Origin of the sequence: Mycobacterium stomatepiae, from assembly GCF_010731715.1 — a bacterium.
In the GTDB taxonomy this organism is placed as follows: Bacteria; Actinomycetota; Actinomycetes; order Mycobacteriales; family Mycobacteriaceae; genus Mycobacterium; species Mycobacterium stomatepiae.
In genome coordinates this window covers 4,127,084-4,139,799 of sequence record NZ_AP022587.1, presented here as the reverse complement: position 1 = coordinate 4,139,799, position 12,716 = coordinate 4,127,084, and the positions used below count along the sequence as shown (strand labels likewise).

The following is a 12,716-nucleotide window of genomic DNA, read 5'->3' as shown; positions in this document are numbered from 1 at the left end:
CTCTTCATCGCTTCGTCCCCCTCGCCGCTGCGGGGCCGGGAATACCCCCACTGCATCGTCGCGGCAGTCATCCGCGCGCGCCTTCCGCTTCGTCGACCAGGGCTTTGCCGTCGCGCAGGTGCGGCGCGAGGATGTTGTCGTACATGTTCAGTGCGCTGGCAATCGCCATGTGCATATCCAAATACTGATAGGTGCCCAGCCGCCCGCCGAAAAGCACCTTCGAAGCAGCGGTCTCGGACTTCGCCCTCCCCCGATAAGCGGCCAACAGGGCGCGATCGGCCTCGGTATTAATCGGATAGTAGGGCTCGTCGTTGGCGGCGGCGAACCGGGAGTACTCCCGCATGATCACGGTCTTGTCGGTCGGGTAATCGCGCTCGACGTGGAAGTGCCGGAATTCGTGGATGCGGGTGTACGGGACGTCGGGATCGTTGTAGTTCATCACCGGCGTGCCCTGGAAGTCGCCGACGGGTAGCACCTCGAGCTCGAAGTCCAGGGTCCGCCAGCCGAGCCGGCCCTCGGCATAGTCGAAGTAGCGATCCAGCGGTCCGGTGTAGACGACCGGGGCGTCGGGGCTCTCGGCGCGCAGCTGATCGCGGACGTCGAACCAATCGGTCTCCAGGCGGACCTCGATGCGATCGTCGGCGGCCATGTTCTCCAGCCACGCCGTGTAGCCGTCGAGCGGCAGGCCCTCGTAGGTGTCGTTGAAGTAGCGGTTGTCGAACGTGTAGCGCACCGGAAGCCGGGTGATGTTGGCCGCTGGCAGTTCCCTTGGATCGGTCTGCCACTGCTTGGCGGTGTAGCCCTTGACGAAGGCCTCGTAGAGCGGCCGGCCGATCAGCGAGATGGCCTTTTCCTCGAGGTTCTGCGCGTCGGCGGTGTCGATCTCGGCGGCCTGCTCGGCGATCAGCTGCCGGGCCTGTTCGGGGGTGAAGTACTTGCCGAAGAACTGCGACACCAGGCCCAACCCCATCGGGAACTGGTAGGCCTGCCCGTTGTGCATCGCGAACACCCGGTGCTGGTAGTTGGTGAATTCGGTGAACTGGCGCAGGTAATCCCAGACCCTCTTGTTGGAGGTGTGGAACAGGTGGGCGCCGTATTTGTGTACCTCGATGCCGGTCTGCGGCTCCGCTTCGGAATAGGCATTGCCACCGATGTGCGGGCGTCGCTCGACGACAAGCACACGCTTTCCGAGTTGGCTGGCCACACGTTCGGCGATGGTGAGGCCGAAGAATCCGGATCCGACGATGAGGAGGTCAAAACGAGCGGTCATCGGTTGCTTAGGGTATCTGACCCGACGGCCGTAACCCCATTTGGCGAGGCTGACGAGTTGGGGTTCGAGCACGTGAAGACTGGTTTGCAGTGATCCGAATCGCACGTAACGCCCAGGGTCGCAATAACCTCACGATTCAATATCACCACTCTAGTAACGCCTTTCTCACTCGTACCATCGAACCTGTGTGGTTCCCACCGGATACGGACTGGCGGGATCCGCCGACACAATCGATCAATTGAGGAGACTTCCGTGCCGAACCGACGCCGTCGCAAGCTCTCGACAGCCATCAGCGCGGTCGCCGCCCTGGCAGTGGCGAGTCCGTGCGCTTACTTCCTTGTCTACGAATCGACCGCCAGCGCCAAGCCGGTCGAGCACCACGATTTCAAGCAGGCAGCGGTCATGACCGACCTGCCCGGCGAGCTCGTGGGTGCACTCACCCAAGGCCTGTCCCAGTTCGGGGTCAACCTGCCGCCGATTCCCGCGCTTGGCGGCGCGGGCACCGGGACGACGGGCCTGGGGACCACCGGTCTGACCAGCCCCGGCCTGGGCACTCCCGGCTTGGGTACCACGGGCCTGACGAGCCCGGGCCTGACGAGCCCCGGTCTGACCAGCCCGGGTCTGACGCCGGGTGCCGCACCCGGCGCACTGACGCCCGGCGTGCCCGGGACGCCGACCACTCCCGGCATGCCGACAATGCCGGGCGCGGGGCTAAACCCCGCGCTGGCCAATCCCGGGCTGACCAGCCCGGCCGGCCTGACTCCCGGTGGCCTGGGCGCCCCCGGCGAGGTCCCGATCAGCGCACCGATGGACCCAGGCGTCGACGGCACCTACCCGATCCTGGGCGACCCGTCGACGCTGGGTGGCGGTTCGCCGATCGGCGGTGGCGGCAGCGGCAGCAGCGGCGGTGGCGGACTCGTCAACGACGTAATGCAGGCCGCCAACCAGCTCGGCGCTGGTCAGGCCATCGACCTGCTCAAGGGTCTGGTGATGCCGGCCATCATGCAGGCTCAGGGCGGCGCGGGTGCCCTGCCGGGCGCGGCCGGCGCTCTTCCGGGTGCGGCCGGCGCCCTGCCCGGTGCGGCGGCGGCGCTACCAGGCGCGGCCCACGCCCTGCCGGGTGCGGCTGCGGCGCTGCCCGGTGCGGCCGGTGCCCTGCCGGGTGCGGCGGCAGCGCTTCCTCCGGCGCTGCCTCCCGTCTAGAACTTCGGGGGTCCTGTCACCTGACGGCACCGCAGAGTCACTCCTCTGCGGTGCCGTCGAACAGTTCAGGCCCGGTTTTGGACGCCTGGAAATACGTGTCGCCTCATTAATAACACCAGAAACACACGTAACATCAGCTGGTGTCGTCTCGCCGCCGTGCGCCCACGATGTTGCTTACCGCCATCGCGGCCACGGTTGTCCTGGTCTCGGCGGTCGCGGACCTAACCCGCGACCACCGCACTCATGCCGGCGCGCCGCCGGCGCGCGACACCAAGCTCACCGAGCAGCCGCTGGTCGGGCTCGGAGGCGGCGTCACGGTACGCGAAGTCACCCAGGAGATGCCGTTTTCTCTGGTCGCGCTCACCGGTGACCTGGCCGGTACCTCGACCCGGGTGCGGGCGAGACGCGCGGACGGTTCGTGGGGTCCGTGGTATCAGACCGAGTACGAGACCGCGGCGCCCGACAACGGCCCGCCGGCCGGCGAATCGGCCCCGGCATCCGGGCCGACCGAGGGACCCCGCAGCACCGATCCGGTGTTCGTCGGCACCACGACGACCGTGCAGATCGCGGTGACCCGCCCGCTCGACGCCGCGGTGACCGTGGGGGCACCACCCCCGCCACCGGTCAACGATCTCGGTTACCGGCCCGCCTCCAGGGAACAGCCGTTCGGGCAGAACATCTCTGCGATCCTGATCTCCCCACCGCAGGCGCCGGCCAAAACACAGTGGACGCCGCCGGCCGGGGTCCTGATGCCGGGCCAGGCGCCGCCGATCATCAGCCGCGAGCAGTGGGGCGCCGACGAGTCGCTGCGGTGCGGTAGTCCGCAATACGACAACGGGATTCGGGCGGCCGTCATCCACCACACCGCCGGCAGCAACGACTACTCACCGCTGGAATCGGCGGGCATAGTCAAGGCGATCTACACCTACCACGCCAAGACGCTGGGCTGGTGCGACATCGCCTACAACGCGCTGGTAGACAAGTACGGCCAGGTATTCGAGGGCAGCGCCGGGGGCATGACCAAGGCGGTCGAGGGCTTCCACACCGGCGGATTCAACCGCAACACCTGGGGTGTCGCGATGATCGGCAACTTCGATGACGTACCGCCGACGCCGCTGCAGCTTCGCTCCGTCGGGCGGCTGCTGGGTTGGCGCCTGGGCCTCGACGGCGTCGACCCCAAGGGCACGGTGACATTGGAGTCCGCGGGCAGCCACTACACCACGTATCCGGCCGGCGCGTTCGCGACGCTGCCGACCATCTTCACGCACCGCGACGTCGGCAACACCGACTGCCCCGGCAACGCCGCCTACGCGCTGATGGACGAAATCCGGGATGTCGCATCCCATTTCAACGACCCTCCCGAGGAGTTGATCAAGGCGCTGCAGGGCGGCGCGATCTACCAACACTGGCAGGAGCTGGGCGGCATGAACAGCGTGCTGGGCGCCCCGACCTCGCCGGAGGACAACGCCGACGGCGACGCCCGCTACTCCACCTTCGCCAAGGGCGCGATGTACTGGTCGCCCGCGACCGGAGCGCAACCCGTCACCGGCGCGATCTATGACGCCTGGGCCGCGCAAAGCTACGAACGCGGCCCGCTGGGCCTGCCGACCAGTGCCGAAATCCAAGAGCCGCTGCAGATCACGCAGAACTTCCAGCACGGAACGCTGAACTACAACCGCCTCACCGGCGACGTCACCGAAATCCTCGACGGGATCACCACCCAGCTCTCGGGACAGGCACCCAGCGCCCCGGCCGTCCCGCCGGAACACTTCTCGATCCCGACGCACCCGGACGCCTAGTCCGAGGCCCGCCCGTGGCGCCCGGCCTACTAGTCTGCGACCTGTGCCCGAGACGCCCTATCTGAGCATCGATCTCGGTCGGGTGCGCCAGAACTTCCGGGCGCTGCGCACCGCATTCCCCCAGGCGCAGATCCGATACGCAGTGAAAGCGAACCCCGCCGAACCTATCCTGCGCCTGCTGACGGCGGAGGGCTCCGCGTTCGACGTCGCATCGGTCGGCGAGGTCGACACCTGCAGGTCCGCCGGGATCGACGGCAGCCTGATGACGTTCGGGAACACCGTCAAGAAGGCGGCCGACATCGCCCGGGCCTATGCCCGCGGGGTGCGCCGGTTCGCGTTCGACACCGAACAGGGAGTTGGCGCCATCGCCGAGCACGCGCCGGGCGCGGCGGTGGAATGCCGTATCGCACCGGACTTTCCGGCGTCGGTGACGCCGTTCGGGCACAAGTTCGGTTGCGCGCCGGAAGCCGCCGCGGGATTACTGCGGCACGCCCAGCGGCTGGGACTGCACGCCGAGGGTGTGAGCTTTCACGTCGGCTCGCAGCAACTCGACCCGGCGGCATGGGAGCTGGGAATACGTTGTGCTGCTCCGATTTTCGACGAGATCGGTGAACTCACCACGCTCAACGCCGGTGGCGGGTACCCGCTGGCGTACGCGGTCGCCGCGCCGGATCTCGACGTCATCGCCGAGGCCATCGCCACGGCACTGGCCCGCCACTTCGGCGCACACCCGCCGCAGCTGGCCGTCGAGCCCGGCCGGGCGATCGCCGGTTCGGCGGGCACGATCAGCTGCGAGGTGGTCGCGGTGCGCACCGGCACCGACGCGCGGCGCTGGGTGTACCTCGACATCGGCCGCTACAGCGGTCTCGCCGAGACGGAGAACGAGTACATCCGGTACCGGCTTACGACCGACCGGGACGGCGATCCCATCGACGATGCGGTCGTCGCGGGTCCGACGTGCGACGGCGACGACGTGCTTTACCAATGCTATCCGCTACCGGTCACCCTGAGTCCGGGCGACCGGGTCGAGATCGCCGACACGGGCGCCTACACCGCGAGCTATGCGGCGGTAGGTTTTAATGGGTTTCCCTCGTTGCCAACGTATTTCAATGAACCGTCGGACAACCGATGGGAGATCGCCGAGCCGCTGGCGCCAGGTCTGACACGGATCTGGGAGCTGTCCGAGGTCGTCTGCGATGTCGACACCGAGTTCCAGAACCTGGTGATCGGCCGCACCCAGCAGGGCTTGTCGTTGTTCAGCGACGGCGAACGTCAGAGCACCGAGTTCAGCCAGCTCGTCTATCACGAGGCGCTGCTGGTGCCGGCGCTGCTGCTGGCCGGCGAGGCCCAACGGGTGCTCGTCATCGGCTCGGGCGAGGGCGTGGTGAGCCAGCAGGCGGTCGCTTCAGGGGCCACGCATGTCGACCACGTCGACATCGATCGCGAGGCCGTGCGGCTGTGCGCGCGTCACCTGCCCTACGGCTACACGCAGGACGAACTCCGCCGGGCGGAAACAGGATCCGGGCCCGTCGCCATGCACTACCGCGACGGCTGGGAATTCGTGGAGCGCGCCGCCACGCCCTACGACATCGTGGTGATCGATCTTCCCGACGAGCGCATCGAGCCCGTCCAGCACAACCGGCTCTACGGCACCGACTTTCTGCGACGGTGCCGAGATATCGGTCGTGTGGTCGTCGCCCAGGCCGGCTGCCCCACATTGTGGCGCAACGAATCCCTGCGCTCGGCATGGCAACGGTTTCACGAAACGTTCACAACTGTCGTCTATTTCGGCAGTGACGAACACGAATGGGCGTTTCTGTGCGGGCTGAGCGAGGCCTGCGACGACCCTGCCGCAACGATGTCGGCGCGCCTGCCATCGCTGCCGTACCGCCCTCAAACTATCGACGCGGACACGCTGACCGCAGCCACTGTGCCACCAAAAAGCCTGCGGCCCCGGTGATTCGGCGCTAAGTCAGAGGATCGCGACCGCCACCACGATGCCGAGCGCCACCTGCGCGGCGGCGACCATCAGCGCCTCGTAGTTGAATTCGTCGGAGTTGAACAAGTTATCCATGTCGAGGCCGATCACCATGGTGGCGATCCGCATCATCACCACCTGGGCGATGATGCCCACCAACCCGAAGACCGCCGATCCCACCTGCCCTTCGGCCAGCTTTCCGGACGACGAGTAGATCGCCAGCACCACGATCAGCGCCATGCTCACCATGCCCGCGGCGGACACGATGATCGCGTTCGGCTTTCCGACGTTGACCATTTTGCGCAGCGGCCCCGGTGTGGTCAGGTCGATGGCATAGAACCCGACCAGCATCAGCACCAGGCCGACGATCGCGTACAAGATGATGGCGCCCGCACCGCGGCCGAGCACCGCCCAATAACCGTGGTCCCAATAGCCCGAATTCAGTGCCACGATGTTTGTCGTCATCGGTGATCAACTCCGTTCACTTGCTCAGAAGTTCACTTCTGGGGAATCCGGTGTGGGACAAAGGCCGCGCCGTCGTCGGTGATCAGTCCCGCCGTCTCGCGGATGCCGAGACCGGCCGCTGTATCGCCGACGATCCACGCGCCCAGGGCGGGACGCATGTCGTCGAACTCCGGCAGCGGGTCCAGCAGCTGATAGACGTATCCCTCTTCGCCGTAGACGCCGCCGGTGGCGGTCTGGATGCCGGCGCCCACGACGGTGATGTTCGCGCCTTCGCGCCCTAGCTTGGGCTTACGGACATACTCGGTCAGCTCGTGCGGATCGTCGATGTAGGCAGGCAACAGGTTGGGGTGACCCGGATACATCTCCCACAAGATGCCCAGAATTGCCTTGTTGGACAACAACGTTTTCCACAGCGGTTCGATCCACGCCGTCTGCGGCAGGCTGGACACCACGTGCTTGCCGAACTCGTCGTCGAGCACCCATTCCCACGGGTAGAGCTTGAAGACGGCGTGAATCTGGGACTCTTCGAGATCGACGAATCGCTCCAGGGCGGAGTCCCAGCCGAGGTCCTCGATCGTCAGCCCGATGGTCTGAAAGCCCGCCTCCGCGGCGGCCTCCTGCATGTAGGTGGTGGTGATCTGGTCCTCGCCGGTGGCCTACACGCCCGACCAACTCAGGTGCAGCTCGTCGCTGGGCAGCAGATCCCGCAGCTGCTTCCAGCGGTCGACGAGCTGTTCATGCAATGAGTTCCACTGGTCGTCACCGGGGAAGCAGTCCTTGAGCCAATACCATTGCAGGATCGCGGCTTCCAGTAGCGTCGTCGGCGTATCGGCGTTGTACTCGAGCAACACCGCCGGCCGTCGGCCGTCGTAGCGTAAGTCGAAGCGACCGTACACATGGGGATCGCAGCGCCGCCACGATTCGGCGATAGGCTGCCAACTCCATTCCGGCAGACCGAATTCGGCGTACCGTTCCATCAGAACGACCTGCTCGACGGCGCTCAGGCACATCGAATGCAACAGTTCGACATCGGCTTCCAGTGCCAGGATCTCGTCCATCTCGAACTCGTAGTGGACCGACTCGTCCCAGTACGGCCGGTCGCGCCCCCTGGCGTCACGTGCGGGCGTCCCGTACACCAGGCCTTGCGATTCCACGGTCGACTGCCAATTCGGTCGCGGCTTGTGCCTGGCGCGCTTCACGAGCCGCTGCTCTTCCCGGGGGACGAGCCGCCCAGTCCGCCGCGCGAAATGCTGGATCCCGACTTGGTGGTGATGTTGGCGCCCTTGGGCGCGGTGGTCGAGCCGCCGATCGGGCGCGAACCCACCGACCCGGAGCTGCCGTAGTAGTAGTGATACTGGTGGCCGCCGTAGAAGAAGAAGCCGTTGAGTCCCTCGGTGTGGCCGGTGCAGTAGCTGTCCGGCACGATGACCGGCTGACCGTTCGGGTCCTCCTGGACGCACTGGGCGGTGACGGTCGGTTCCGACAACGCCCAGTAGCCGAGGCCGGCCACCACGCCCACCACGCCGACGGCGGCAGCGGCGCCCATCAAGACGCGTTTCTGGTGGCGCCGCTTTGCCTCGGCCGCCAGCCGTGCCTCCTCGAGTTCCTTCTGCTTCTTCTCGTATTTGTTGCGCGCCCGCACTTCGGCGGGTGTGGGCGGGCGCGGCTTGGTCGTCGCCGCGTCCTGGAACTCGATGCTGCCGCCGGACGAGAATTTCCCGTCCTCATCCACGGGCTGGTCGGCGTCAGTGCTCTCGCTGAGAGGTTCGGGCTTCTCCTCGCTGCCCTTCGGCGGCTCTTCTTCCGACGCCACTACCGGTCCTCCGAACCGGACAAATCACCGCCGGCGGCGCCGTCGACCTGCGGCCAAGCGAACACCTGACGAGGGGCAACGGGCCGAAAGGCGGGCACGCGCGCAGTCTGCCACATTTGCTACGCCTACGGCAGAGGACGACACCGGCTAGTCCCACCAACGTTCCAGCACGCGCCCCACCCCGTCGTCGCTGTTGCGCGCGGTGACCTCGTTGGCGACCGCCAGCACCTCGGGATGCGCGTTGCCCATGGCCACGCCATGTCCGGCCCACTGCAGCATCGGCAGGTCGTTGGGCATGTCACCGAACGCCACCACTTCGCCGCTGACGATCTCCAGCGGCCTGGCAATCTCGGCGATGCCGGTGGCCTTGCTGACCCCCAGCGGCACGATCTCGACCAGCCCGTTGTTGGTGGAGTAGGTGATGTCTCCCTCGATGCCGACGTGCTTGGCGAGTTCGGCAGCCATGTCCGCGCTGCGGGCACCCGACTTGCGGATCAACAGTTTGATCGCCGGCGAGCTGAGCAGGTCTTCGATCGACACCTCGGTGTTGTCCGGGTTCAGCCACGCGTGCGCATAGCCGGGCGAGCTGACGAACTGTGGAGTCGCCGTGTCGTGGGCGCTTCGGCCGATCCGCTCCACCGCCAGACCGGCACCCGGAATCACGCGGGTCGCGAGCTCGGCCAACTCCGCGAGGGTGTCGACGGGCAGCGTGCGCGTCGACACCACCCGGTCGTTGGCGGGGTCGTAGATGACGGCGCCATTGGCGCACACCGCCATCGGCGCGAACCCCAGCTCCTCCACGATGGGACGTATCCATCGGGGCGGCCGGCCGGTTGCCACAATGAATTTCGCGCCGGCGGCGACGGCGGCGCACACCGCGTCACGAGTACGCGGTGTGATCGTTTCGTTGTCGTCGAACAACGTGCCGTCGACATCGCACGCGATGAGCGCCGGCCGCGAAGTCGGCGCCGTCATTGAGCTCTCACTCAGGCGATCCGCCCGTCCAGCCGGTCGCCGTTGTCAATGCCGTCCGCTTTGCATGTCGCCCGGCCGCGTCACCCCGTCGGTCCCGTACTTCTGGGCGCGCTGCTGCAGTTCCACCAGCCGGATCTGCTGGGAGTCATCGCGGTTCGGTGCGCCGCCGCCGAGGCGCTGCGGCACCCAGAACTCGCCCTCCGGGTGCGGATACTCCTCCTGCACCCGGTAGAGCAACGCGTTGAGCGCCTGGCGTAGCGCCGCGTTGAGTTGCTCGACGGAGCCGTGCGGCGGAATCGGCGGCCCGGCCGACACCGTGATCGGAATCTTGTTGCGGAACAATTTCTTTGGATGATCCTTGGGCCAGATCCGGTGAGCGCCCCAGACAACCAGCGGGACGAGCGGCACCTGCGCGTCCAGCGCCATCCGCGCGGCCCCGGTCTTGAACTCCCTGAGTTCGAAACTGCGGCTGATCGTGGCCTCGGGGTGCATGCCGATCAGTTCGCCGGCACGCAGTCGCTGCACCGCCAGCGCCAACGCGTCGTGCCCATTGCGGCGGTCCACCGGAATGAGCCTGGCGTGCTTGATCACGTAGTCGACGGCCTTCACGTCGGCCATCTCGGCCTTGATCATGAAGTACATCCGCCGGCCCCGTTCCCGCGCGGCGAACAACGACGGAAGCCAGTCCAGGTAACTGGTGTGGTTTTGCGCGATCAGCGCGCCGCCGCGTTGCGGAATGTTCTCGAGCCCGTGGAACGTGAACTTGGTCCCGTTCATCGCGACCAGCGGGGGAACGATCAGCTCCCCGAACCGGTAGAACCCCTCAGCCATGTCGTCTCCTTCGCTCTAAGGCTACTGGCGCGGAGTGCGATTGGCTGCCCGCGCCGCGGCCTCGTCGGCCTCGATGCGCGCCGCCTCGGCCATCGTCGGCGCTGCGCCGCCCAGCCGGTTCGGCACCCAGTACTCCCCGACCGGGTGCGGATACTGCCGCTGCGCCTCGTACAGCAACTTGGTCATGGCCTCCCGCAGCGCGGCGTCGGTCCGCGCGATGTCGTCGCCGGCGCGCAACGGCGAGCCCACCTGCACGGTGATCGGCACGTGGTAGCGGCCGATGCTTCGCGGGTGGTCCTTGGTCCAGATCCGCTGCGCACCCCAGACGATGACGGGGACGATCGGCACGCCCGCTTCGAGAGCCATCCGGGCGGCGCCCGTCTTGAACCCCTTGAGCTCGAAGCTGCGGCTGATGGTCGCCTCCGGATACACCCCGACCAGCTCGCCCTCGCGCAGCCGCTGCACGGCCACCGCGTAGGCACCGGACCCGGCGTTTCGGTCCACCGCAATGGTGCCGGTGCGCTTGATCAGGAAGTTGACCACCCTCACCTGCTGCATCTCGGCCTTGATCATGAATCGCAGCCGGCGGCGACGGCGACGCATGGCCAGACCTGCCGGGAGCCAGTCGACGTAGCTGGTGTGATTGATGGCGACGACCGCGCCCCCACGCCGCGGAATGTTCTCGACCCCGCGGTAGCTGATCCTGGTGCCCGTGGCGAAGACTCCCAACTGGGACAAGATCTCCAACGTGCGATAGGTCGGCTCCGGCATCGGCAGCTACTCCGGCGCCCCCGCGGCCTCAGCCCGCCGTGCTGCCCGTGCGGCCGCCTCTTCGGCGTCGAGGCGCGCGGCCTCGGCCAATGAGGGGGCGCCGCCACCCCGTCGGCGCGGCACCCAGAACTCACCGGCCGGGTGCGGTCCGTACTGTTCCTGCGCCCGTTCCAGCAAATGCTGCATCCGCGAGTGCAGCAGCCCCCGCAATTCCGGCACCCCCAGTGTCGGTTCGATCGGCTCACCGACCAGCACCATGATCGGCACCTTCGGACGTAGCAGCTTCTTGGGATGGCCCTTGGTCCAGATCCGTTGTGCACCCCAGACGATGTGCGGAACGATCGGCACCCCGGCCTCCACGGCCATCCGTGCCGCCCCGCTCTTGCACTCCTTGATCTCGAAACTGCGGCTGATCGTCGCTTCGGGGTAGACGCCGACCAGCTCGCCGTCCTTGAGGTTCCGGACGGCCGCTTCGTAGGATGCGGCTCCGTCCTGCCGATCTACCGGGATGTGCCGCAGGCTGCGCATGATCGGACCGGTGATCTTGTCGTCGAACACCTCTTGTTTGGCCATGAAGCGCACCTTGCGACCGAGGCCCTGCTTGTACGCGGGCAGACCAGCGAAGGTGAAGTCGAGGTAGCCGGTGTGATTGATCGCGATGACCGCGCCGCCGCTGGTCGGTAGGTGCTCGACGCCCGAGACGCTGATCTTCAGGCCCTGCAGGCGCCAGATCGTGCGTGCAAGCAGGATCGCAGTGCCGTATACCGGTTCCACAGCTTCCCAGCCTAGTGGTCGCGGCCGTGAGCCGCCTGAAGTGGTGAAAAGAGGTGCGCGTGACCTTCCCGCCGTCGCCGCCGCCGGTGCCCGCTATCGTCGACCGCTTCGCCGGCGGTCGGCCCGTTCGGGCGGTCTGGGTCAACGAGGACGGCGGGGTGACCTTCCGGCTGGGTTCGGACGACTCCGCTCGGGAATTCGTCAAGATGGCCGACGCGGGCGGCACCGACTTCCGCGCCGAAGCGCGGCGGCTGCGCTGGGCGGCCCGATATGTGACGGTCCCACGCGTGCTCGGATTCGGGGTCGACGGTGACCGCGCCTGGCTGCACACCCGCGGGCTGCCGGGCCTATCGGCGGTGCACCCCCGGTGGCTGGCGGTCCCGGAGGTGGCGGTGGCGGCGCTCGGCGCGGGGTTGCGCCAACTGCACGACGGATTGCCGACCGCGACATGCCCTTTCGACTGGTCGGCGACGAGCCGGCTGGCCGCGCTGTCACCGGCTGCTCGGTCGCGGGTCGGCGAGCCCCCGCCGGTCGACCGTCTGGTGGTCTGTCACGGCGACGCGTGCGCGCCCAACACGCTGATCGACGACGACGGGCGTTGTTGCGGGCACGTCGACTTCGGCGACCTCGGGGTGGCCGACCGGTGGGCCGACCTGGCGGTGGCGACACTCTCGCTGGGCTGGAACTATCCCGGCCGGAATTGGGAGACCGAGTTCTTCACCGGCTACGGCGTCGAACCGGACGCGGCGCGCATCGACTACTACCGGCGGCTGTGGCAGGCCCCCGATCCAACCTCGGGTCCCACCTGGGCTGCGACCTCACGCTAAACTCGTCACG

General features: G+C 67.4%; 11 protein-coding genes and 1 pseudogene. 4 read left to right on the top strand and 8 right to left on the bottom strand.

Translation table 11 applies throughout. The annotated features are described in order from the left end of the window. Positions 1–67: 67 nt before the first annotated feature. On the bottom strand, positions 68–1,270 hold the full coding sequence (glf, locus tag G6N54_RS19540) for a UDP-galactopyranose mutase (RefSeq protein WP_163791509.1): 1,203 nt from the start codon (positions 1,268–1,270) through the stop codon (positions 68–70). A 252-nt stretch (positions 1,271–1,522) separates the two neighbouring features. Here glf and G6N54_RS19535 point away from each other — a divergent pair, with 252 nt between their 5' ends. From G6N54_RS19535 to G6N54_RS30680, 3 genes are all read left to right on the top strand, one after another. Next, the gene (locus G6N54_RS19535; protein WP_179969093.1) at positions 1,523–2,473 is read left to right on the top strand and encodes a PirG; all 951 of its coding nucleotides are present in this window, start codon (positions 1,523–1,525) and stop codon (positions 2,471–2,473) included. A gap of 140 nt (positions 2,474–2,613) precedes the next feature. Next, positions 2,614–4,272 (top strand): LGFP repeat-containing protein, encoded by a 1,659-nt coding sequence (locus G6N54_RS19530; RefSeq protein WP_179969092.1) that lies wholly within the window; start codon positions 2,614–2,616, stop codon positions 4,270–4,272. A gap of 43 nt (positions 4,273–4,315) precedes the next feature. After that, positions 4,316–6,232, top strand: a complete 1,917-nt coding sequence (locus G6N54_RS30680; RefSeq protein WP_232072895.1) for a spermine/spermidine synthase domain-containing protein — start codon at positions 4,316–4,318, stop codon at positions 6,230–6,232. A 12-nt stretch (positions 6,233–6,244) separates the two neighbouring features. Here the strand turns inward: G6N54_RS30680 and G6N54_RS19515 are convergent, their stop codons facing one another. The 7 genes and pseudogenes from G6N54_RS19515 to G6N54_RS19485 form a co-directional block, all read right to left on the bottom strand. Next, entirely contained in the window at positions 6,245–6,715 is a 471-nt protein-coding gene (locus tag G6N54_RS19515) for a DUF350 domain-containing protein (protein ID WP_163791508.1), read from the bottom strand. 32 nt (positions 6,716–6,747) lie between these two features. Next, positions 6,748–7,914 (bottom strand): annotated as a pseudogene (locus G6N54_RS19510) (glutathionylspermidine synthase family protein). Then, positions 7,911–8,528, bottom strand: a complete 618-nt coding sequence (locus G6N54_RS19505) for a hypothetical protein (RefSeq protein WP_232072894.1) — start codon at positions 8,526–8,528, stop codon at positions 7,911–7,913. Before G6N54_RS19505 ends, G6N54_RS19510 begins: the two are co-directional and overlap by 4 nt. A gap of 147 nt (positions 8,529–8,675) precedes the next feature. After that, positions 8,676–9,503 (bottom strand): HAD family hydrolase, encoded by an 828-nt coding sequence (locus tag G6N54_RS19500; protein ID WP_163791507.1) that lies wholly within the window; start codon positions 9,501–9,503, stop codon positions 8,676–8,678. A 45-nt stretch (positions 9,504–9,548) separates the two neighbouring features. Beyond that, the gene (locus tag G6N54_RS19495; RefSeq protein ID WP_163791506.1) at positions 9,549–10,334 is read right to left on the bottom strand and encodes a lysophospholipid acyltransferase family protein; all 786 of its coding nucleotides are present in this window, start codon (positions 10,332–10,334) and stop codon (positions 9,549–9,551) included. A 21-nt stretch (positions 10,335–10,355) separates the two neighbouring features. Next, on the bottom strand, positions 10,356–11,105 hold the full coding sequence (locus G6N54_RS19490) for a lysophospholipid acyltransferase family protein (protein ID WP_163791505.1): 750 nt from the start codon (positions 11,103–11,105) through the stop codon (positions 10,356–10,358). A 6-nt stretch (positions 11,106–11,111) separates the two neighbouring features. After that, positions 11,112–11,879, bottom strand: a complete 768-nt coding sequence (locus tag G6N54_RS19485) for a lysophospholipid acyltransferase family protein (protein WP_163791504.1) — start codon at positions 11,877–11,879, stop codon at positions 11,112–11,114. Between the two features lie 59 nt (positions 11,880–11,938). Here G6N54_RS19485 and G6N54_RS19480 point away from each other — a divergent pair, with 59 nt between their 5' ends. Beyond that, on the top strand, positions 11,939–12,706 hold the full coding sequence (locus G6N54_RS19480; RefSeq protein WP_163791503.1) for a phosphotransferase: 768 nt from the start codon (positions 11,939–11,941) through the stop codon (positions 12,704–12,706). Positions 12,707–12,716: the final 10 nt, after the last annotated feature.

Coding starts and splice junctions, on each gene's coding strand:
- glf (WP_163791509.1), bottom strand. CDS start 1,270: ATGACCGCTCGTTTTGACCTCCTCATCGTCGGATCCGGATTCTTCGGC.
- G6N54_RS19515 (WP_163791508.1), bottom strand. CDS start 6,715: ATGACGACAAACATCGTGGCACTGAATTCGGGCTATTGGGACCACGGT.
- G6N54_RS19500 (WP_163791507.1), bottom strand. CDS start 9,503: ATGACGGCGCCGACTTCGCGGCCGGCGCTCATCGCGTGCGATGTCGAC.
- G6N54_RS19495 (WP_163791506.1), bottom strand. CDS start 10,334: ATGGCTGAGGGGTTCTACCGGTTCGGGGAGCTGATCGTTCCCCCGCTG.
- G6N54_RS19490 (WP_163791505.1), bottom strand. CDS start 11,105: ATGCCGGAGCCGACCTATCGCACGTTGGAGATCTTGTCCCAGTTGGGA.